Consider the following 20,284-nt stretch of genomic DNA (forward strand, 5'->3'; position numbering starts at 1 on the left):
AGCCCGGCACTGCCTGCTCGGGGGTTCAAGCAGTGCCGGGTCCGTTTGATCAGGCTAGATGAACTTCTCCAAATGCCGCAATACGGACACTTCGCGCGACTGATCCGTACATCCGTTCCGCGTGGGGGAACAGGGCTTCGTTACGGGGCCACACGTCCGTTCGTATTGAAGGCGGCGTAGGTGAGCGGCATGAGCCTGGCCCACTCCGCCTCCATCTTCTCGCCGACCATCTCGATCTCCCGCTGCGGGAAGGACGGCACCTTGGCCAGCTCGTGCTGGGTGCGCAGGCCGAGGAAGTGCATCAGGGAGCGTGCGTTGCAGGTGGCGTACATGGAGGAGAAGAGACCGACGGGGAGGACCGAGCGGGCGACCTCGCGGGCGACGCCCTCCGCGAGGAGCTTCTGGTAGGCCGCGTAGGCCTGCTCGTAGGACTCCTCGAGGGTGCTGCGCACGGTCTCGTGCTGGGCCGGACTGCCCTCGACGAAGACGTACTTGCCCGGGCGGCCCTCCTGCACGAGCTTGCGGGACTCGCCGGGGACGTAGAAGACGGGCTCCAGCTCCCGGTAGCGGCCCGACTCCTCGTTGTACGACCAGCCGACCCGGTGCCGCATGAACTCGCGGAAGACGAAGATCGGGGCGCTGATGAAGAACGTCATCGAGTTGTGCTCGAACGGGCTGCCGTGCCGGTCGCGCATCAGGTAGTTGATCAGGCCCTTGGAGCGCTCGGGGTCCTTCTTCAGCTCGTCCAGGGACTGCTCGCCGAGCGTGGAGACGCGGGCGGCGAAGAGGACGTCGGCATCCGAAGCGCTGGACTTCACGAGCTCGACGGTGACGTCACTGCGCAGGGTGAGCGACTCGGGGGTGGTCACGGGGGTCCTTCCCATCACTTCTTCAGGTTCGCGCCCACTGTACGGGGGCCCACTGACAGAGCCCGAACCGTGGCCTTGTCGGGGATTTTTTCGGACATGGGCACCTTTTGTGTCACTCGTGCGTCTGTATCGATGAGGCCTGCGTGTTCGAACCCGAGAGGAGCGGTGCCCCCCGTGCTCAGCAATGTCACTCCCCCGCCCCGTCAGCGGGCGTCCGCCCGCCAGATAGCCGGAGGCTGGCTGCTGGGCCTCACCATCGTGGCCGGGCTCGTCGGCTCGGTGGTCATCGGCATGCCGGCCCTGTCCACGCCGTCCAGTACGCCGGCCCAGCAGTCCCAGGCCTCGCAGGGGCACTGACCCTTCCGGCCGCTCCAGGGTGGTGAGCGGGAACACGGCCGGATAGCCTCACCGGGCACAGCCCCAGCAAGGATTGAGTGAGGACCAGCCGTGCCCCTGCCCTTCCTGACGGCCGACCGCACCTTCGAGGCGGCTTCCGAGAGCCCGCTGCCCTTCGACGACCTGGAGCGCTGGCGGCGCCCCTACCGGCCCGGTCCCGGGCGGGTGGGCGGGGCGGCCCTGGGGCTGCTGCTCTCCTCGTTCGTGCTGTTCGCGGCGGTCGCGATCGCCCTGACCGGCTCGGTGTCCTCGGCCGGCGTGGTCCTCGGCCTGGCGCTGGCGGTCATCGCCTGCACGCTGCGGATGCTGCGCATGGGCGTGTGGGTGAGCGCACGCGGGCTGCGCCAGGTCGGCTTCCTGGTGACGCGTACGGTGCCCTGGCAGCGGGTGGTCTCGGTGCGGACGGCCCAGCAGCCGGTGCGCTGGCTGGCGCTGCCGCGCACGGTGCAGGGACAGGCCCTGGCGCTCGTACGCAAGGACCGGGCCGCCGAGGACACCGCGCCCCTGCTGACCTCGCACGGCCTGGACTTCCTGAACCGCCCCGCGGCCTTCGACCGGGCGGCGGACACGGTGGAGGCGTGGGCCGCGGAGTACGTGCGCCGCTGACCGAAGCCGACAAGCCGGAGGGGCCGGTCCGCTGTGCTGCGGATCGGCCCCTCCGGCGTCCCGGCCGTACGGCTCAGGCCTGGACGGGCCTGCCGTCATGCAAGGCGATGGCGCGCTGCATCGCCTTGCGGGCACGCGGGGTGTCCCGGGCGTCGTGGTAGGCGACGGCGAGCCGGAACCAGCTGCGCCAGTCGTCCGGAGCCGCCTCCGTCTCGGCCTTCCGCTTGGCGAACACCTCGTCGGCCGAGTCGCGGTCGACACGGCCGCCCGGGGTGCGCTTCAGCTCGTCGACGGGCAGACCGCCCTCCGCGTCGAGTTCGGCGGCGAGCTGGTTGGCCTTGCGGACGAACTGGGTGTTCTTCCACAGGAACCACAGGCCGATGACCGGCAGGATGAGCACCGCGATCCCGAAGGTGACGGTGAGGACCGTGCCGGACTGGATGAGCATGACGCCGCGGCTGCCGACCAGCACGAAGTAGAACAGCAGGACGGCGGCCGTGACGAGGTAGGTGATCTTCGCGCGCATGACGTCTTCAGGCTCGGCTCAGGTCTCAGCTCAGGTCCAGGAAGTGCTCCAGGCCGAAGGTCAGGCCCGGAGTCGAGACCACGCGGCGGGCGCCGAGCAGGATGCCCGGCATGAAGCTGCTGTGGTGCAGGGAGTCGTGGCGGATGGTGAGGGTCTCGCCCTCGCCGCCGAGCAGCACCTCCTGGTGGGCCAGGAGGCCGCGCAGGCGGACGGCGTGCACGGGGACGCCGTCGACATTGGCACCCCGGGCGCCGTCCAGGGCCGTCACCGTGGCGTCCGGCGCCGGGGCCGTGCCGGCGGCGCGGCGGGCCTCGGCGATGAGCTGGGCCGTGCGCGTGGCGGTCCCCGAGGGGGCGTCCACCTTGTTCGGGTGGTGCAGCTCGACGACCTCGACCGACTCGAAGTACGGCGCGGCGATCTGCGCGAACTTCATGGTCAGGACTGCGCCGATGGAGAAGTTCGGCGCGATGAGCACGCCGGTCTGAGGGGACTGGGCGAGCCAGCCCTTCAGCTGCGCGAGGCGGTCGTCGGTCCAGCCCGTCGTACCGACGACCGCGTGGATGCCGTGGCGCACGCAGAAGTCGAGGTTGCCCATGACGGAGGCGGGGGTGGTCAGCTCGACGGCGACCTGGGCACCGGTCTCCGCCAGCGTCTCCAGCTTGTCGCCCCGGCCGAGGGCGGCGACCAGCTCCATGTCCTCGGCGGCCTCGACCGCCCGTACCGCCTCGGCCCCGATCCGGCCCTTGGCACCGAGGACCGCCACGCGCAGCTTGCTCATGTTCCTGCTTCCTAACCGGTGGTGTTTCAGGCGACGGCGTCGTGCAGCCGGGAGGCCTGCTTGTCCTTCAGCGGGCCGATGACCGACAGCGACGGACGCTGTCCCAGGATGTCGCGGGCGACCGAGCGGACCTCGTCCGGGGTGACCGCGGCTATCCGGGCCAGCATGTCGTCGACGGACATCTGCTCGCCCCAGCACAGCTCGCTCTTGCCGATACGGTTCATCAGCGCGCCGGTGTCCTCCAGGCCCAGGACCGTGGAGCCCTGGAGCTGACCGATGGCGCGGCCGAGCTCGTCGTCGGAGAGGCCGTTGGCGGCGACGTGGTCGAGTTCGTCGCGGCAGATCTTCAGCACGTCGTGCACCTGGCTCGGGCGGCAGCCGGCGTACACGCCGAACAGGCCGCAGTCGGCGAAGCCGGAGGTGTACGAGTACACGCTGTAGGCGAGGCCGCGCTTCTCCCGGACCTCCTGGAAGAGGCGGGAGGACATGCCGCCGCCGAGGGCGGTGTTGAGCACGCCCATGGCCCAGCGGCGGTCGTCCGTGCGGGCCAGGCCGGGCATGCCGAGGACGACGTGCGCCTGCTCGGTCTTGCGGGCGAGCAGCTCGACCTTGCCGGCCGTGCGGATCGTACGGCTGCCGTCGCGCGGGGCGATGGGCTGCGCGTCCAGGTTCTTGAAGGCGCCCGCCTTCTCGAAGGCCGCGCGGACCTGTCGTACGACCTTGTTGTGGTCGATGTTGCCCGCGCAGGCGACCACGAGGTGGGTCGGGTCGTAGTGCTTCTTGTAGAAGCGGCGGATGCGGTCGGCGCTGAGGGCGTTGACCGTGTCGACCGTGCCGAGGACGGGGCGGCCGAGGGCGTTGTCGCCGAACATCGTGTGCGCGAACAGGTCGTGCACGCAGTCGCCCGGGTCGTCCTCGGTCATCGCGATCTCTTCGAGGATCGCGCCGCGCTCGACGTTGACGTCCTCTTCGAGGATGAGCGAGCCGGTCAGCATGTCGCAGACGACGTCGATGGCGAGCGGCAGGTCGGTGTCGAGCACGCGCGCGTAGTAGCACGTGTACTCCTTCGCCGTGAACGCGTTCATCTCGCCGCCGACGGCGTCGAGGGCGGCGGAGATGTCCAGCGCGCTGCGCTTCTGCGTGCCCTTGAAGAGCAGGTGCTCCAGGTAGTGCGTGGCGCCGTTCAGGGACGGCGTCTCGTCGCGGGAACCGACGTGCGCCCAGATACCGAAGGTCGCGGAGCGGACCGAGGGCAGGGTCTCGGTGACGATGCGCAGGCCGCCCGGGAGGGTGGTCTTGCGGACCGTGCCGATGCCGGCTGTGCCCTTGATCAGGGTTTGGGTACGGGCAACGGCCCGCGCCTCCGAAGAGGTGCGGGCCGTCGCCTTGGAGCTACGGGACGTCACTGCTCGGCGTCGTCCTTCTTCGTCTCGTCGCCTTCTTCGCCCTCGATCACCGGAACGAGGGAGAGCTTGCCGCGGGAGTCGATCTCGGCGATCTCGACCTGGACCTTCTGGCCCACACCGAGGACGTCCTCGACGTTCTCCACGCGCTTGCCGCCGGCGAGCTTGCGGATCTGCGAGATGTGCAGCAGACCGTCCTTGCCGGGCAGCAGGGAGACGAACGCACCGAAGGTGGTCGTCTTCACGACCGTACCGAGGTAGCGCTCGCCGACCTCGGGCATCGTCGGGTTGGCGATGCCGTTGATCGTGGCGCGGGCGGCCTCGGCGGAGGGGCCGTCGGCGGCACCGATGTAGATCGTGCCGTCGTCCTCGATGGTGATCTCGGCGCCCGTGTCCTCCTGGATCTGGTTGATCATCTTGCCCTTGGGGCCGATGACCTCACCGATCTTGTCGACCGGGATCTTGACGGTGATGATCCGCGGAGCGTGCGGGGACATCTCGTCGGGCCGGTCGATGGCCTCCATCATCACGTCGAGGATGTGGAGCCGGGCGTCGCGGGCCTGCTTGAGGGCCGCGGCCAGGACGGAGGCCGGGATGCCGTCCAGCTTGGTGTCGAGCTGGAGGGCGGTCACGAACTCCTTGGTGCCGGCGACCTTGAAGTCCATGTCACCGAAGGCGTCCTCCGCACCGAGGATGTCGGTGAGGGTGACGTAGTGCGTCTCGCCGTCGATCTCCTGGGAGATCAGGCCCATGGCGATACCGGCGACCGGGGCCTTCAGCGGCACACCGGCGTTCAGCAGCGACATGGTGGAGGCGCAGACCGAGCCCATGGAGGTCGAGCCGTTCGAGCTGAGCGCCTCGGACACCTGGCGGATCGCGTAGGGGAACTCCTCACGCGTCGGCAGGACCGGGACCAGGGCGCGCTCGGCAAGCGCACCGTGGCCGATCTCGCGGCGCTTCGGGGAGCCGACGCGGCCGGTCTCGCCGGTGGAGTACGGCGGGAAGTTGTAGTTGTGCATGTAGCGCTTGCGGGTCACCGGGGAGAGGGTGTCCAGCTGCTGCTCCATGCGGAGCATGTTGAGGGTGGTGACGCCCAGGATCTGGGTCTCGCCACGCTCGAACACGGCGGAACCGTGCACCCGCGGGATGGCCTCGACCTCGGCGGCGAGCGTACGGATGTCCGTGACGCCACGGCCGTCGATGCGCTTCTTCTCCTTGATCACGCGCTCGCGGACCAGCTGCTTGGTGAGCGAGCGGTACGCGGCGGAGATCTCCTTCTCGCGGCCCTCGAACTCCGGCAGGAGCTTCTCGGCGGCCAGGCCCTTGACGCGGTCCAGCTCGGCCTCGCGCTCCTGCTTGCCGGCGATGGTGAGCGCCTGGGCCAGCTCGGGGCGGACGGCGGCCGTCAGGGCCTCCAGGACGTCGTCCTGGTAGTCCAGGAAGATCGGGAACTCGCCGGTCGGCTTGGCAGCCTTCGAGGCGAGGTCCGCCTGGGCCTTGCACAGGACCTTGATGAAGGGCTTCGCGGCCTCCAGACCGGCGGCGACGACCTCCTCGGTCGGCGCCTCGGAGCCACCCTCGACCAGCTGGATGGTCTTGTCGGTGGCCTCGGCCTCGACCATCATGATCGCGACGTCGCCGTCCTCCAGGACGCGACCGGCGACCACCATGTCGAAGACGGCGTCCTCGAGCTCGGTGTGCGTCGGGAACGCGACCCACTGGCCGTTGATCAGCGCGACGCGGACGCCGCCGATCGGGCCGGAGAAGGGCAGACCGGCCAGCTGCGTGGACGCGGACGCGGCGTTGATCGCCACGACGTCGTACAGGTGGTCGGGGTTGAGGGCCATGATCGTCGCGACGACCTGGATCTCGTTGCGCAGGCCCTTCTTGAAGGACGGGCGCAGCGGGCGGTCGATCAGACGGCAGGTGAGGATCGCGTCCTCGGAGGGACGGCCCTCACGGCGGAAGAAGCTGCCGGGGATCTTGCCGGCGGCGTACATCCGCTCCTCGACGTCCACCGTCAGCGGGAAGAAGTCGAGCTGGTCCTTGGGGTTCTTGGATGCGGTGGTGGCCGACAGCACCATGGTGTCGTCGTCCAGGTACGCCACGGCGGAACCGGCGGCCTGCTTGGCCAGGCGGCCCGTCTCGAAGCGGATGGTACGGGTGCCGAAGGCGCCGTTGTCGATGACGGCCTCGGCGTAGTGGGTCTCGTTCTCCACTAGCGTTTTCTCCTCGTCTTCGTCCCTGGGCTGCCCGTGTGGCAGGGGGACGGTTACGGAGAAGCGCGCCGTGCGGTGCGGGCCGGTCTTCGATCGAAGCACCCGGGGCTCGCTTCCCCCGGGGGCCACTACCGAGGACCGGCGGCGGCGAGGTGCACTTCTCCTCTTTTTATCGTGCTGTGTCGTCCGTATTGCGTTGTGCTACCACACTACAAAGCGTGAGTGACACTCCGCACGTTTCGGCCCTGACGACGAGGGCTTCGTGCATACGCAAAGGGAGCGGTCCCGGAGTCCTTCCGGGAACCGCTCCCCTCACGGCGTCTTACTTGGCGCCCGCAGCACCGCGGCGGATGCCCAGGCGGTCGACCAGCGCACGGAAGCGCTGGATGTCCTTCTTCGCCAGGTACTGCAGCAGGCGACGGCGCTGACCGACCAGGATCAGCAGACCACGGCGGGAGTGGTGGTCGTGCTTGTGGGTCTTGAGGTGCTCCGTCAGGTCGGAGATCCGACGCGAGAGCATGGCGACCTGGACCTCGGGGGAGCCGGTGTCGCCCTCCTTGGTACCGAACTCGGTGATGATCTGCTTCTTCGTAGCGGCGTCGAGCGACACGCGTACTCCTCATAGTCTGTGAGTGCCATCGAGTGCCCCCGGTCCACTTCTCGGGGGAGCTTCCGTAACTCGGGAGGCGGGGATCCGCTGGGCGCGGCCTCCAGAACCTTCTGAGAGGGCTCCGGGGGTGCGTACACAAACGGCCGTCACACAGGGTACCAGCCAGTGGCGGGAACCCTCTCCCGCCTTTTGGAACGCCCCGGGCACGGTGGAGGCGGCCACTAGGGTGAGCGTGCTGATCGTACGGACGTCGGGAAGGGGTCGCTTCGGGATGGCGGAGACGGAAGCGGAGATCAAGGCGCGCAAGGAGCGGGAGCGCGACGAGCTGTACGCGCTCGACATCTCGGGCGTCGAGTGGCACAGCGCCCCGGGTACGGAGGAGCACGAGGAGCGGGTCGAGATCGCATACCTCCCGGAAGGGGCGGTGGCGATGCGGTCCTCCCTCGACCACGACACCGTGCTGCGGTACACGGAGGCGGAGTGGCGGGCGTTCGTCCTGGGTGCCCGGGACGGGGAGTTCGATCTGAAGCCGACGCCGGAGAACGGCGGGCTCGCGGCGCAGTGAGCGCGACGTAAGACGTGAGAAAGGGCGGCACGCGCGCGTGCCGCCCTTTTTCCGCGTCTGGTGAGCCTGCGAGAACCTAGCTGGTCATCGCGCGCGCCTGCTCGTACACGTCGAACACGGCCAGCGCCAGCGGGATCAGCGTGAGCAGGACGAAGCTCTCGGCGATCTCCAGGAAGCGCCCCCAGAAGGGGGTGACACCGCGCCGCGGAGTGATCAGAGCGATCGCGGTGACCAGGGCGGTGGCGGCGCCGACCGCCGCGGCGAGCCAGACGCTGCGGATGTCGAGGGCGGTGTGGTCGCCCTGGAAGGCGTCGATCAGGTAGTTCCGGGGCGGGTTCAGGGCGAGCCCGAGGCCGAGGAAGACGATCGCGGCGAGGCCCGCGGCCAGGGTGGCGCCGACCTGCGCGGTGTAGCGGAACAGGTGCGCCCGCATCAGCATCGCCACGCCGGTCGCGAGGGCCAGGAGCTGGGCCCAGAGGTTGCTGGAGAAGCCGAGGACGATCGACGCGCCCACCGCGACGAGGGCACAGCCGCCGACGAGGCCGACGAGGAGTTCGTGGCCGCGCCGGGCCTGGGCGGCCACCCGCTCGAGGTCCACGGGCTCCTGCGGGGCGGGCTCGCCGCTGTCGTAGCCGCCGCGCGAGGGGTTGGGCGGCTCGAAGCCGATGGGCAGCCGTGCGAAGCGCATGGACAGGCCCGGCAGGAAGGCCAGCGCCACGACGGACAGCGGGGCGCAGATCGCGGCCGTCTCGATGGGCTTCAGCTCGGTGAGGATCGCGATGAAGCTGGTGATCAGACCGATGGCGGAGGCGAAGACGAACGCCACGAAGGGTCCGTCGCCGCCCGGCGACACCAGGGTGAGCACCACGGAGGCGACCAGGACCGCCGTGCAGGCGAGCAGGAACTGGAGCCGTCCGATGCCCTGGCCGGCGGAGAGCGTCAGCAGCCCCGAACCGGCCACGGCCACGTTCGGCAGGGCTCCGAGTCCCAGCGCGACCGCGGAGCCCCGGTCGCCGTACACACGCGCGCGGACGCAGGCGATGGTGACCAGCAGGATGCCGGTGACGCCCGCGATGATGCCCTGCAGGCTGTTCATGTCGTGGCGGATCTGGGAGCTCCAGGCCACGAACGCGAGCAGCGCGGGCAGGATGCCGCCCGCGACGAGGCCGGCGGCACGGGTGAGGTCGCCGCTCCACAGGGTGCGGTCGCGGGTGACGGCGGAGGCCACCGCCTCGGAGACGTCGTCGAGGACCGCGGGCGGCAGCGACTCGGCGAACGGGCGCAGGGTGAGCAGCTCGCCGTCGAGGATGCGCTGCGCCGTGAAGGAGCGGGCGCCGTCGAGGACGGTGCCGTCACGCCGGACGAGGTGGTAGCCGACCGGCGCGCCCTCGGAGGGGCTCTGCTGGGACAGGCGCAGGATCTCCGGGTACAGGTCGGCGACCGGTACGTCGTCGGGCAGCGCCACGTCTATGCGGCTGTCGGGCGCCACGATGGTGACCCGGCAGAAGCCGAATCCCATGCCTGCCCCGGAAGGGGCTCCGGTGCCCGGTCCACCGGTCGCGCCGGCAGGCGCGGAGGCCGTCATGCTCACCTGCTGTTCCCCCTCGTCGGTGGTGGGGCGGCCTGCGTGCCGCCGCGCACCCTTCCGCCCGTAAAGATCCTGTGTAGGTTGTGCCGCGCCATCCGCACCGCCGGCCAACCGAGCGGTCGTATCCGGGGGTTGCGGGGTGGCGCTTGCTTCGAACCGTTGCGGATTGCCCGGGTTTTCCCGGCACGATTCGCAACTGCTCACGCGTCTCACCGGCACCCTACCGCCCGCCGTTGTCAGTGGTTGTCAGTAGGATCGCGCTTCGCGGTCGACGTCCGCCTGACACGGGGCGGCGGACGAAACATCTCGGTCCGGCAAGGGAATTGGTGCGTAGTGAGCCACATCGTCGTCAAGCGCCCACCGCGGGCACTGCCGAAGGAAGTGCCCACGGACGAGGTCGTACTGCAAGCGCCGCCGGAGCTTCCGCGCGGCCAGCAGGAAGGCGCTCTGATGCAGCTCCTGCCCATGCTCGGCATGGGCGGGTCCGTGGTGTTCTTCTTCAACCCCCAGGCCCAGCCCTTCATGAAGATCATGGGCATGGTGATGGTGGCCTCGACGATCGGCATGGGCATCTCGATGCTGATCCGCTACCGCCGCGGCAGCCAGGGGCAGATGGCCGACATGCGCCGTGACTACCTGCGTTACCTGTCGCAGACGCGGCGCGGCGCCCTGGAGACCGCGCAGGCGCAGCGTGACGCCCAGTACTACCTGCACCCTTCGCCGGAGCAACTGTGGGCCCTGGTCGCCGAGGGCAGCCGGGTGTGGGAACGGCGCACCGGTGACGAGGACTTCGGGCAAGTGCGGGTGGGCCTCGGCCCACAGGCCCTGGCAACTCCCCTGATCCCACCGCAGACCGCCCCGGTCGACGAGCTGGAGCCACTGACCGCGGGCGCCATGCAGCGCTTCCTGGCCACGCACAGCGCCCTCGACGACCTGCCGATGGCAGTGTCGCTGCGCGCCTTCTACCACGTGACGATCAGCGGCGAGCCGGGCACCGTGCGCGGCACCGCCCGGGCCGTCACCGCCTCCCTCGCCTCGCTGCACTCCCCCGAGGACCTGGTCATCGCCGTCGTCACCGGACGCGCGTCGGCGCCCGAGTGGGAGTGGGCCAAGTGGCTGCCGCACGTGCAGGCACCGGGCGTCGCCGACGGCGCCGGCAGCGTGCGTCTGATCACCACCGACCCGGTGGAGCTGGAGGACCGGCTCGCCTCCCGCCTCCAGGGCCGCCCGCGTTTCCACCCCGGCGGACCGCCGGTGCCCGAGCAGCCGCACGTGGTGGTCGTACTCGACGGCATCTCCCTGCCGCCGACGTCGTTGCTGGCCAGCCCTGAGGGCATGCAGGGCGTGACGGTCCTGGAGGTCGTGCCCGGCGACCTCACCTTCGGCCGCGGCGACCTCTCCGTCCTCGTGCAGCCCAAGGAGCTGCGCCTGGAGTCGGCGCACGGCATGGTCTACGACGGGACGCCGGACGTCCTGTCGTACGAGGCCGCGGAGGCGCTCGCCCGCCAGCTGGCACCGCTGCGCATGGCGTCGGGCGGCGACGACGACGAACCGCTGCTCGCCAACCTGGAGTTCACGGACCTGCTGAACCTGGGCGACGCGGCCTCGGTCGACACGAAGCGGACCTGGCGGCCGCGCTCGCAGTCGGAGCGGCTGCGCGTGCCGATCGGTCTCGGCGAGGACGGCCGGCCCGTGATGCTGGACCTCAAGGAGGCCGCCCAGGAGGGCATGGGCCCGCACGGCCTGTGCGTCGGTGCGACCGGTTCCGGCAAGTCGGAGCTGCTGCGCACGCTGGTGCTCGGCCTCGCCGTGACCCACTCCTCCGAGACGCTGAACTTCGTCCTCGCCGACTTCAAGGGTGGTGCCACGTTCGCGGGCATGGCCCAGATGCCGCACGTGGCGGCCGTGATCACCAACCTCGCGGACGACCTGACCCTCGTCGACCGTATGGGTGACTCGATCCGGGGTGAGCTGAACCGCCGCCAGGAGATGCTCCGCGACGCGGGCAACTACGCGAACATCCACGACTACGAGAAGGCCCGCGCGGCGGGCGCGCCGCTGCAGCCGATCCCGTCCCTGGTCCTGGTGATCGACGAGTTCAGCGAACTGCTGACCGCGAAGCCGGACTTCATCGAGATGTTCGTGCAGATCGGCCGCATCGGCCGTTCGCTGGGCGTGCACCTGCTGCTCGCCTCCCAGCGCCTGGAGGAGGGCCGGCTGCGCGGCCTGGAGACGTACCTCTCCTACCGCATCGGTCTGCGGACGTTCTCGGCGGCCGAGTCGCGCGCCGCGCTCGGCGTCCCGGACGCCTACGAGCTGCCGAACGTCCCGGGTTCGGGCTTCCTGAAGTTCGGTACGGACGAGATGGTGCGCTTCAAGGCGGCGTACGTCTCCGGGGTGTACCGCACCAGCTCGCAGCAGGTCGCCGCGCTGGGCGGTCCGCTGCCCGTGGACCGCAGGCCGGTCCTCTTCACGGCGGCCGAGGTCGCGGTGCAGTACGCGCCGGTTCCGAAGCAGCGCCAGGAGGCGCCCGAGGAGCAGAAGGACGACGCGCTCGCCGACACCGTGCTCGACGTGATCGTGCGGCGCCTGGAGGCGCAGGGTCCGGCCGCCCACCAGGTGTGGCTGCCCCCGCTGGACAGCCCGCCGTCGCTCGACGCGCTGCTGCCGGGCCTGGCCCCGGTGCCCGGCCGCGGCATGACCCAGCCGGGCTACGAGGGCGCGGGCCGGCTCGTGGTCCCCGTCGGCCTCATCGACAAGCCCTACGAGCAGCGCCGCGACCCGCTGTGGCTCGACTTCGGCGGCGCGGCCGGCCACATGCAGATCGTCGGCGGCCCGCAGTCCGGCAAGTCGACGCTGCTGCGCTCGATCATCGCGTCGTTCGCGCTCACCCACACCCCGCAGGAAGTGCAGTTCTACGGCCTGGACTTCGGTGGTGGCGGTATGGCCGCGGTGGCCGGCCTGCCGCACGTGGGCGGTGTCGCCTCGCGACTGGACCCCGAGAAGGTCAGGCGTACGGCGGCCGAGGTGTACGGCGTCATGACCCGCCGCGAGGAGTACTTCCGCTCCGCGGGCATCTCCTCCATCGCGGAGTTCCGCTCCCGCCGCGCGCGGGGCGAGATCTCGGTGACCGACCAGCCCTGGGGAGACGTCTTCCTGGTCATCGACGGCTGGGGCAACTTCCGCTCGGACTACGAGGCCCTGGAGCCGCTGGTCCTGGACATCGCCGCGCGCGGCCTGGGCTACGGCATCCACCTCGTCCTCACCGCCTCGCGCACGATGGAGGTCCGCGCGAACCTCAAGGACCACCTGATGAACCGCCTGGAGCTGCGGCTGGGCGACCCGATGGACTCCGAGATCGACCGCAAGGTCGCGGCCAACGTCCCCACCGGAGTGCCGGGTCGCGGTCAGACCCCGCAGAAGCAGCACTTCATGGCTGCGGTCCCGCGCATCGACGGCCTCTCCTCCGACACGGACCTCGCGGAGGCGTCGACCGCCCTCGCGGCCGAGGTCACCCGTCACTGGCAGGAGCCCGGCGCGCCGGAGGTACGCCTGCTGCCCCGCGAGTTCTCCGCGGCCCAGCTTCCCCCGGGCGACCGCTTCCCGAACCGCGGCATCTCCTTCGCCCTCGACGAGGACAACCTCGAGCCGGTGTTCGTGGACTTCGAACAGGACCCGTTCTTCCTGGTGTTCGGCGAGAGCGAGTCCGGCAAGTCGAACCTGCTGAAGCTGCTGATCAAGCGCCTCACCGAGCGCTACGACGGCAACACCTGCAAGCTGTTCGTCGTCGACAACCGCCGCTCGCTGCTCGGGGTGACCCCGCCGTCCCACCTGGCGGAGTACATCCCCATGTCCAACCAGATGCAGCACCACATGGACGCACTGGCCGACCTGATGCAGCGCCGCACCCCGACGGCCGACGTGACCCCGGAGCAGCTGCGCGAGCGCAGCTGGTGGCGGGGCCCCACGGTGTACGTCGTCATCGACGACTACGACCTCGTGTCCACGTCCAGCGGCAACCCGCTGGCGGGCCTCACGGAAATGCTGCCGTTCGCCCGCGACGTCGGCGTCCGCTTCATCATCGCCCGCTCCACGGCGGGCGCGTCCCGCGCCGGCTACGAGTCCTTCATGCAGCGCATCAAGGAACTCGGCGCCCAGGGCGTGGTCCTCGCGGGCGATCCGGCGGAGGGCGACCTGCTCGGCGGGGTGCGGCCGCGGGCGATGCCTGCGGGGCGGGGGATCTTCGTTTCTCGGAAGAGGGGGAAGCCGATGGTGCAGGTGGGGCTGGTGGCGGACGAGCACGTGTGACGGTGGGCTGACGAATGGAGAACTCGGGGCCGTGGTCGCCTGGCGACCACGGCCCCTTGGTGTGCGTTCAGAACACCGGCAACGCGTAAAGCGAACTGTCGTTTCTGATGAACGCCCTGTTGCCGGCGACCACGATCGCATGGTGCTCGGCTTCGGGCAGTTTGTACGTCCAGCCCGGATAGCCGTTCGACACGTTCACGGCGTTGACCTCGGTCTTGTAGGAGTGGTCGATCGTCCACACGCCAGTGCCCTGGATGAGGACGGGGCTGTCGCTGCTGCCGTCGAGCCGGGACGTCCAGGTGCTACTGCCGTCGGTGAGGGCGCGGCGTTCGGGAAACGTCCCGCCGACCGCGTAGACGGAGTCTCCGTGGACGCTCACCGGACCCCATTCTGCGGGGGCGTCGTACATGTCTGTGGTCGTACTGCTCCAGATCTTGTGGCCGTCAGCGAGCCTCAGCGCGGTCAGTGTCCTGCCGTTGAGGTACACGACCCCGTCCCGCACGACGGGATTGATCGAGATCTCTTTCGCCTGGTTGCGGCGCTGCCACGCCGGACGGCCATCACCTGTCGCCACTGTCAGTACGTGGCCGTCGACCGTCGGGAGCACCAGACGTCCAAGGCCGACAACTACCCTCGGGGAGATCTTTCCGCGGTATTCCGACGGAATCCGTGCCGTCCAGCGGACCTTGGCATCCGAGCGGCCCACGCTGCGCAGCCGGTGGTCCTTCGTCATAACGTAGACAGCCTTGTCGTCCGCTGCCACGACAACCGCGGCCTCGGCGTCCGCGGTCCACTTGCGCTCGCCGGTGGACGGCACGAACGTATGCAGAGTTCCTTCGGCGTCGACGGCGACGATCAGGCGGTCGGACAGCGAGAGGTAGTGATCCGGCTGTACATCTCGTGCCGCCCAGCGCAGTTTTCCGTCCACGACGTTGTAGGCCGCGATCCCGCGTTCACCGTTGCCGTAGTCCCCGACCACGACAACGTCCCGCACGGGCAGCGGAGCGGCAGAGTCCTTGTCGACGATCTCGTGACGGCTCCACAGGGGTTTGGGCGACCCCCCGACGATGTAGTCACCGTCATCCGCGAGGAGCAGCCGGGCCTTCGGCGTCGTCACGGCGGGGGGGATGTCGAACAGGCCGTCCTTCTTGTCCCGGCGTGCCTGCTGCCGGAGCAGCCACCATCCCGTTGTACCTCCCCCCGCGGCGAGCACCGTGCCACCGGCGGCAAGGCCGGTGAGCAGGCGGCGCCTCGTCACGGTCGTCGAGGAGCCCGTCGTGGGCGGCGCGGTGAACTGGCGTACCTGGCGTTCCCGCTCCTTGATCTCGTCCCCCACCGGGCCGCGCTGCCACACGCGGCCGCTGTTCTTCGGTGGGGCGAATGCCGTGGCGATCTGCCCCGGGGCCGGCCGTGACGCACCGTCCTTGGCCAGACAGGGGGCGACGAGCGTGTGCAGCTGAGGAGGCAGGCCGTCCCAGCGCGGCTCGCCGTGAACGACCTCGTACTGTACGGCGGCCACATGGGCCCCCTCGAACGCGCGTCGGCCGGTGGCCGCGTAGACGAGAACGGCGCCCAGGGAGAACACGTCCGCGGCGGGTGTCACTCGCCGCCCCAGCACCTGCTCGGGGGCGCCGTACCCCGGCGTGACCGGGATCTGGCCGGTCGTGGTGAGCGTCAGGCCGTGCTCCGGGCGGGCGATGCCGAAGTCGATGACCCGTGGTCCGGTCGACGTCAGCACGATGTTCTGGGGTTTGAGGTCGCGATGAATGAAGCCCACCGCATGGATGTCCGCCAGGGTCTGCGCGATCGACGCCGCCAAGGCGCGCACGCCCGTCTCATCGAGCGGTCCGTGCTTGTCGACCGCCTGGTCCAGGGTCGGTCCGGCGAGGAACTCGGTAGCGATCCAGGGTCGCCCGCCCTCGGTCTGTGCGCCCAGGACCGCCGCCACGCCCGGGCTTCGCACCGCCTGCGCCGCGAGCGCCTCACGTACGAAGCGCTGGGCGAGGTTCGCGTCGTGGGCCAGTTCCGGGCGGAGCACCTTGATCGCGGCGATGGCCCCAGCGCCATCCTGGCCGAGGTACACCTTCCCCATGCCGCCCTCGCCCAGCACACCGAGCAGACGGTACGGCCCGAGGCGGATCGGGTCACCGGTACCCAGGGGTTTCATCGCTGACTGCCTTCTCTTCTGTCCATCGGATGACGGCGCTCACTTGAGGGGGAATGCCGCGAGGAACTTGCCGCCCAGCGCGATGGTCACCTTCGCCTTCTCGTGGGCGACGAAGCGGTCCCCGGTGGTCTTGTAGGAGGCCGTGGGCGTGTGCGACGCGAGATCGATCGCCCAGAGTGCCGAGGAGCGCTTGCTGTATGCGTAGTCCGTGCCGATGACCGGTGCGGCGGACACATCCGCTTTCGTTCCCGCGCCGCCCTTCTCCTCCCACCGCACTCGCCCGCTGCCGGAGTCGAAGGCGACGAGGCCGAGGCCCTTCTCGACGGCGTAGACCACGCCGTCCTTGACCGCCGGGGGTCCGTAGGTGCGCCCGGGACGCTCCGTCTTGGAGTCCCACACCTGAGCGCCGTCGCTCAGCCGGAGAGCCTGCAACCGCCCGTTACCCAGGTACAGGTTCTCGGCGTCTGTCGCCAGCGGCAGTTGTACGCGGTCCGGTGCGACGCCTTCGAATGGCTTGTCCCAGCGGACGGCACCCGTACGTGTGTCCCGTACGACGATGCGTACCTTGCCGGCGTTCGTCTCCTGCAGGGCCACCAGGTTGTGGCCGACGACTCGGGCCGTGAGAAAGTGCAGGCGGTCCGTCTTGTCCGGTCGTGAGGGCAGCGGCGCGGCCCAGAGCTTCTTCCCCGTGCTGATGTCGACGGCGAAGACGGACCAGGACTGGGATGCCAGGAAGTACGCGATGTCGTACTTCCCCTTGCCGGCCGCCGCGTACACGACGCCATCGGCCGTGCACAGCACCTGGTTCTCGTCAATGACCCCGTTGAAGTCCGTGAGCTGGGCGAACGGCTTGGCCGCCGCTCCCGTGCCAGTGTTGACGGACGCCAGGATGAGCGGAAATCCGCCAGGCTTGCCCGCGTTCCCCTCGGATCCTGGCGGGGCCACCATGCGCACGAGTCGCTCACCGTCGGTGGCGATCTGCCAGTGGATCTCCATCTGCTCCGACGTCCACCGGACTTGTCCCGAGCCGGCGTCGATTCCGCCCAGACCGGTACCGGCCACCAGCGTTACAAGATCTCCAACGGCGAGCGGCTGTGCGGGTAGGACCGTGCCATACGGCGGATCGGCGACCTGGATCTGCCAGATCGAGTCAAGCTTCTTCTTCGGCAGGAGGTTGTTGCTGGGACTCGCGACAGGCTGCTTCTCGTGCGATCCGGACCGCCGGCTCCAGGCCCAGGCTCCCGCCCCGGCGACCGCCGCGCCGAGCGCCAGTCCACTGCCTGCCAGCAGCAGCCGGCGACGGGACGTCGGCGCGGCCGGTACAGTCGGCGATTCCGCGTACGGTGCCGACGGTGCGGGGAGTCGCCGAGGTGCGATCTGCCAGACCTCGGTGGCACGGCGGGCGATCTCCGCGAGCAGCGAGTCCGGCAGGTGCTCCGCGAACTCGCCCGATCCGTCGTGCAGTTGAGCGGCGAGTTCCGAGGTTGTCGGTCGGCGGAACGGGTTCTTGTCCAGGCACGGGCCGAGAATCGGGACCAAGGCGGCGGGTACGTCGCTCAGGTCCGGATCGCCGTACCGGACCCGGTAGAGAAGATCGGCGGTCTGACCGTGGCCGAACGGGGCACGGCCGGTGGCGGCGAAGACGAGCACTCCGGCCAGCGCGAACACGTCGCCCGCCCCGGTGTGCTCCTCTCCGCTCGCCTGCTCCGGTGACATGAACGCCGGGGTGCCCACGGCCGCCCCGACTCTCGTGAGACGGTCGTCGCCGATCGCGCGTGCGATGCCGAAGTCGATGACCTTTGGCCCGTAGGCCGTGACCAGGATGTTGGACGGCTTGAGGTCGCGGTGGACCACTTCGGTGCTGTGCAGCTGACCGAGCGCCCCGCACAGAGCCGCCCCGAGAGCACGCACGGTTGCCTCGGTGAGCGGTCCGGCAAGTTCGACGGCCTCGTCGAGCGGCGGGCCGAGTACATACTCAGTGGCGATCCATGGCGTCTCGGCCTGCGTGTCCGCCTCCACGACCTGAGCGCCGTGCAGCCCTCCGATGACGCGGGCGGCATCGGCCTCCAGCCGGAACCGGGTTCGGGCACTGGAGTCGGAGGCTATGCCGGCGTGCATCGTCTTGACCGCGACGGTCCGTCCACCGCCCGAGCGCGCCAGGTAGACCGTGCCCATGCCACCGCTGCCGAGGCGGACGATCGGGCGGTACGGTCCGAACGCTTGCGGGTCGTCGTGAGTGAGCGGAGTGGGCATGGCGGTGGTCGTCAGTCCTGGCGTGAGGTGGGCACGGTGGAGCGCGGAATCTCGGCGCTGAGTACGGCGGCCGACTGGTGGGCGATGGCGGCGATCACGGGGCTCGTCAGCCATCCCGGGCCGAGCAGCGCGGCGGTTCTGGTGGCGAAGCCGGCATCGACCGGCACTTGGACCATGGCGGGGTCGGCAGGATGGGGCGCCGAGGGCGTGATCGCCGCGGTTGGAGCGAACAGGTCGAGCAGTTCGGCCAGTTGAGGCCGGGCGCCCGGGTCCCGGGCCAGGCAGCGGCTGAGGATCGTACGCAGTGCGGAGGGAAGTTCGTCGCGTTCGGGCGTGGTGTGACCGGTGGCCGCGTAGGCGAGCGTGGCGCCCAGAGCGTACACATCACCCAGTGGCCGTGGACGCCCGCCGGACGCCTGCTCGGGCGGCAGGCTGCCCGGCTCGAGTCCCGGCAGGCCGGAACGGGGCGTGCCGTCCGGGGCCGCGGCCCGTACGGCTCCGAAGCAAGTGAGGCGTGGCCCGTCGGCGGCGAGCAGCACGGCTGCTGGGGACACACCGGCGTATGTCAGTCCCTGCCCGTGCGCGATGACAAGAGCCTCGGCAAGAGCCGCTCCGAGGGCTCGGACGGTCCGCTCGGGAAGTGGGCCGCCGTGGACGGCGAGTGCGGTGGGCAGAGGAAGCGCAGGCAGATAGGGGCGGGCGTGCCAGGCGGCCTCACCGGAGGCGGCGCATGTGACGGCGGGCGACATGAACTGACCGAGAAGGTAACGAGAGGCCTCGGCTTCCGCCATGAAGCGCTGTGGATCGGTGCCTGCGAGCGGAGTGCTGAGCAAGACGGTGTGCTCACCGTCGGCGCTGCGGGCGATGTAGCGCCGCTCGGGCACCGGGTTATGGCTACGGGGGTCGTCCAGCGCGGTGATCAGGACGTAGGGGCCGATCCGTCGGGAGGCCGGGACGCCCTGCTGCGCTTCACCGGTTCCGGCAGTTGTCGCGTGCACCTGATTCCCAGTCCTTGTCTGTGCGCTTCCCGACGCCTCAGCCGCGACACAGAATCGGGCGACCGGTGCGAGATCGGGCTGCGGCCCAACGACAGGGTGGGCGCCTCCCGCGCGCGCCCACCCTGGAGTTGCTTCTGCGAGGTTCGGCCTACCGGAAGTAGGAGGCCGCCTTCTTGTCACCTTCCATGTACGTACCGCCGGACTGGGCGACGACGTGGCCGATGCCGGTCAGGGCCTGGTGGATGTCGTTCGCCTCCTTGTCCCAGCGGTGCAGCTTCTCGTTGAAGGTGCCCTGGGCCTCGCCCTCCCAGTACTGCAGGCTGCTCACGACCATCTTGCGGAGCTCCTGCAGGTCCTGCTCGAGCGTGCTCGCCTCGTTACCGATCTTGGTTGCCGCGACGTCGAGCCCGTCATAAGTGACTGACAGTCCCTCAGCGTTGTTGGCCATGCCTGTTACCTCGTCTCACTGGTGTGTAGCTGGTGGGTGCGCCGGCTGCCCGGCAGTTGTCCTGGGTGCCGCTCGACTCAGTAGGAGCTGAGGGAAGACGTCGGAACCGTGGGAGCGCCGTCCTGGAGGTCGATCTTGTTGACCGCCGCACGCACCTCGTCTTCCTTGCTGTCCTTGATGTTGCGCGTCGAGGTCATCGCCTCGATGACGTCACCGAGGATGTTGCCGATGTTCCGCAGCGATTCGTTGATCTCGAACTGCTTCTTGTCGAACGCGGCACGACCGATACCCTGCCACTGGCCTTCCAGGCCGTCGATGACGCCCTGAAGCCCGTGCACGCGCTTCTGGATGCCCTCGTACTTCTCCACCATCTGCTTCTGCAGGTGGACTACTGCGGCATCTTCGAGCTTCTGCTTTCCGCCGGCCATGATCGGCCCTGCCTTTCGTGTGTCCGTTGTTGATCTGATGGTTTCGGCTCACCGCTGTTCTTGTCGCTCTGCAGCGGTGAGTACGCAGTGCCCTGCCCTATCCGAACAGCATTGAGCTGCTG

General features: G+C 69.7%; 16 protein-coding genes. 4 read left to right on the forward strand and 12 right to left on the reverse strand.

Annotation, left to right across the window (positions count from 1 at the left end; all coding sequences use genetic code 11):
* Nucleotides 1-140: 140 nt before the first annotated feature.
* The gene (thyX, locus tag CRP49_RS03290; RefSeq protein WP_097252075.1) at nucleotides 141-884 is read right to left on the reverse strand and encodes an FAD-dependent thymidylate synthase; all 744 of its coding nucleotides are present in this window, start codon (nucleotides 882-884) and stop codon (nucleotides 141-143) included.
* Between the two features lie 159 nt (nucleotides 885-1,043).
* Between thyX and CRP49_RS03295 the strand changes: the two genes are divergently transcribed.
* Nucleotides 1,044-1,226, forward strand: coding sequence for a hypothetical protein (locus CRP49_RS03295; RefSeq protein ID WP_257033303.1), 183 nt, complete (start codon nucleotides 1,044-1,046; stop codon nucleotides 1,224-1,226).
* Nucleotides 1,227-1,316: 90 nt separating this feature from the next.
* The gene (locus CRP49_RS03300) at nucleotides 1,317-1,871 is read left to right on the forward strand and encodes a hypothetical protein (RefSeq protein ID WP_097252076.1); all 555 of its coding nucleotides are present in this window, start codon (nucleotides 1,317-1,319) and stop codon (nucleotides 1,869-1,871) included.
* Nucleotides 1,872-1,944: 73 nt separating this feature from the next.
* Here the strand turns inward: CRP49_RS03300 and CRP49_RS03305 are convergent, their stop codons facing one another.
* From CRP49_RS03305 to rpsO, 5 genes are all read right to left on the reverse strand, one after another.
* Nucleotides 1,945-2,397 carry a hypothetical protein gene (locus CRP49_RS03305; protein ID WP_094221032.1) on the reverse strand — a complete coding sequence of 151 codons (453 nt, stop codon included), beginning with the start codon at nucleotides 2,395-2,397 and terminating at the stop codon, nucleotides 1,945-1,947.
* Nucleotides 2,398-2,422: 25 nt separating this feature from the next.
* Nucleotides 2,423-3,175, reverse strand: coding sequence for a 4-hydroxy-tetrahydrodipicolinate reductase (gene dapB, locus CRP49_RS03310; RefSeq protein ID WP_097252077.1), 753 nt, complete (start codon nucleotides 3,173-3,175; stop codon nucleotides 2,423-2,425).
* Nucleotides 3,176-3,201: 26 nt separating this feature from the next.
* Complete coding sequence (locus tag CRP49_RS03315; protein ID WP_097252078.1) at nucleotides 3,202-4,581, reverse strand: pitrilysin family protein; 1,380 nt, start codon at nucleotides 4,579-4,581, stop codon at nucleotides 3,202-3,204.
* Nucleotides 4,578-6,797: a polyribonucleotide nucleotidyltransferase gene (locus CRP49_RS03320; RefSeq protein WP_094221035.1), complete on the reverse strand. Its 2,220-nt coding sequence runs from the start codon at nucleotides 6,795-6,797 to the stop codon at nucleotides 4,578-4,580. Before CRP49_RS03320 ends, CRP49_RS03315 begins: the two co-directional genes overlap by 4 nt.
* Nucleotides 6,798-7,119: 322 nt before the next feature.
* Nucleotides 7,120-7,407, reverse strand: coding sequence for a 30S ribosomal protein S15 (gene rpsO, locus CRP49_RS03325; protein ID WP_005479656.1), 288 nt, complete (start codon nucleotides 7,405-7,407; stop codon nucleotides 7,120-7,122).
* A 271-nt stretch (nucleotides 7,408-7,678) separates the two neighbouring features.
* Here rpsO and CRP49_RS03330 point away from each other — a divergent pair, with 271 nt between their 5' ends.
* On the forward strand, nucleotides 7,679-7,972 hold the full coding sequence (locus CRP49_RS03330; protein ID WP_094221036.1) for a DUF397 domain-containing protein: 294 nt from the start codon (nucleotides 7,679-7,681) through the stop codon (nucleotides 7,970-7,972).
* 76 nt (nucleotides 7,973-8,048) lie between these two features.
* On the opposite strand, the gene eccD is transcribed toward CRP49_RS03330, so the two are convergent.
* On the reverse strand, nucleotides 8,049-9,557 hold the full coding sequence (gene eccD / locus CRP49_RS03335; protein ID WP_097252079.1) for a type VII secretion integral membrane protein EccD: 1,509 nt from the start codon (nucleotides 9,555-9,557) through the stop codon (nucleotides 8,049-8,051).
* A 336-nt stretch (nucleotides 9,558-9,893) separates the two neighbouring features.
* Here eccD and eccCa point away from each other — a divergent pair, with 336 nt between their 5' ends.
* Entirely contained in the window at nucleotides 9,894-13,868 is a 3,975-nt protein-coding gene (gene eccCa, locus CRP49_RS03345; protein ID WP_097252080.1) for a type VII secretion protein EccCa, read from the forward strand.
* 67 nt (nucleotides 13,869-13,935) lie between these two features.
* On the opposite strand, the gene CRP49_RS03350 is transcribed toward eccCa, so the two are convergent.
* The 5 genes from CRP49_RS03350 to CRP49_RS03370 all read right to left on the reverse strand — a co-directional run bounded on the left by CRP49_RS03350 (nucleotide 13,936) and on the right by CRP49_RS03370 (nucleotide 20,162).
* Nucleotides 13,936-16,035, reverse strand: coding sequence for a protein kinase (locus CRP49_RS03350; protein ID WP_097252081.1), 2,100 nt, complete (start codon nucleotides 16,033-16,035; stop codon nucleotides 13,936-13,938).
* A 39-nt stretch (nucleotides 16,036-16,074) separates the two neighbouring features.
* Entirely contained in the window at nucleotides 16,075-18,288 is a 2,214-nt protein-coding gene (locus tag CRP49_RS03355) for a protein kinase (protein ID WP_097252082.1), read from the reverse strand.
* Between the two features lie 11 nt (nucleotides 18,289-18,299).
* The gene (locus tag CRP49_RS03360; protein WP_179851485.1) at nucleotides 18,300-19,286 is read right to left on the reverse strand and encodes a serine/threonine protein kinase; all 987 of its coding nucleotides are present in this window, start codon (nucleotides 19,284-19,286) and stop codon (nucleotides 18,300-18,302) included.
* Between the two features lie 148 nt (nucleotides 19,287-19,434).
* Complete coding sequence (locus CRP49_RS03365; RefSeq protein ID WP_094221041.1) at nucleotides 19,435-19,734, reverse strand: WXG100 family type VII secretion target; 300 nt, start codon at nucleotides 19,732-19,734, stop codon at nucleotides 19,435-19,437.
* Between the two features lie 77 nt (nucleotides 19,735-19,811).
* Nucleotides 19,812-20,162, reverse strand: a complete 351-nt coding sequence (locus CRP49_RS03370) for a WXG100 family type VII secretion target (protein ID WP_094221042.1) — start codon at nucleotides 20,160-20,162, stop codon at nucleotides 19,812-19,814.
* Nucleotides 20,163-20,284: the final 122 nt, after the last annotated feature.

This window comes from Streptomyces sp. Ag109_G2-15 (genome assembly GCF_900215565.1).
Lineage (GTDB): Bacteria > Actinomycetota > Actinomycetes > Streptomycetales > Streptomycetaceae > Streptomyces > Streptomyces diastatochromogenes.

Excerpts from the sequence above, each read along its gene's own strand:
- thyX (WP_097252075.1), bottom strand. The coding sequence starts at position 884 with ATGGGAAGGACCCCCGTGACCACCCCCGAGTCGCTCACCCTGCGCAGT.
- CRP49_RS03305 (WP_094221032.1), bottom strand. The coding sequence starts at position 2,397 with ATGCGCGCGAAGATCACCTACCTCGTCACGGCCGCCGTCCTGCTGTTC.
- dapB (WP_097252077.1), bottom strand. The coding sequence starts at position 3,175 with ATGAGCAAGCTGCGCGTGGCGGTCCTCGGTGCCAAGGGCCGGATCGGG.
- CRP49_RS03330 (WP_094221036.1), top strand. The coding sequence starts at position 7,679 with ATGGCGGAGACGGAAGCGGAGATCAAGGCGCGCAAGGAGCGGGAGCGC.
- eccD (WP_097252079.1), bottom strand. The coding sequence starts at position 9,557 with ATGACGGCCTCCGCGCCTGCCGGCGCGACCGGTGGACCGGGCACCGGA.
- CRP49_RS03350 (WP_097252081.1), bottom strand. The coding sequence starts at position 16,035 with ATGAAACCCCTGGGTACCGGTGACCCGATCCGCCTCGGGCCGTACCGT.
- CRP49_RS03355 (WP_097252082.1), bottom strand. The coding sequence starts at position 18,288 with ATGCCCACTCCGCTCACTCACGACGACCCGCAAGCGTTCGGACCGTAC.
- CRP49_RS03365 (WP_094221041.1), bottom strand. The coding sequence starts at position 19,734 with ATGGCCAACAACGCTGAGGGACTGTCAGTCACTTATGACGGGCTCGAC.
- CRP49_RS03370 (WP_094221042.1), bottom strand. The coding sequence starts at position 20,162 with ATGGCCGGCGGAAAGCAGAAGCTCGAAGATGCCGCAGTAGTCCACCTG.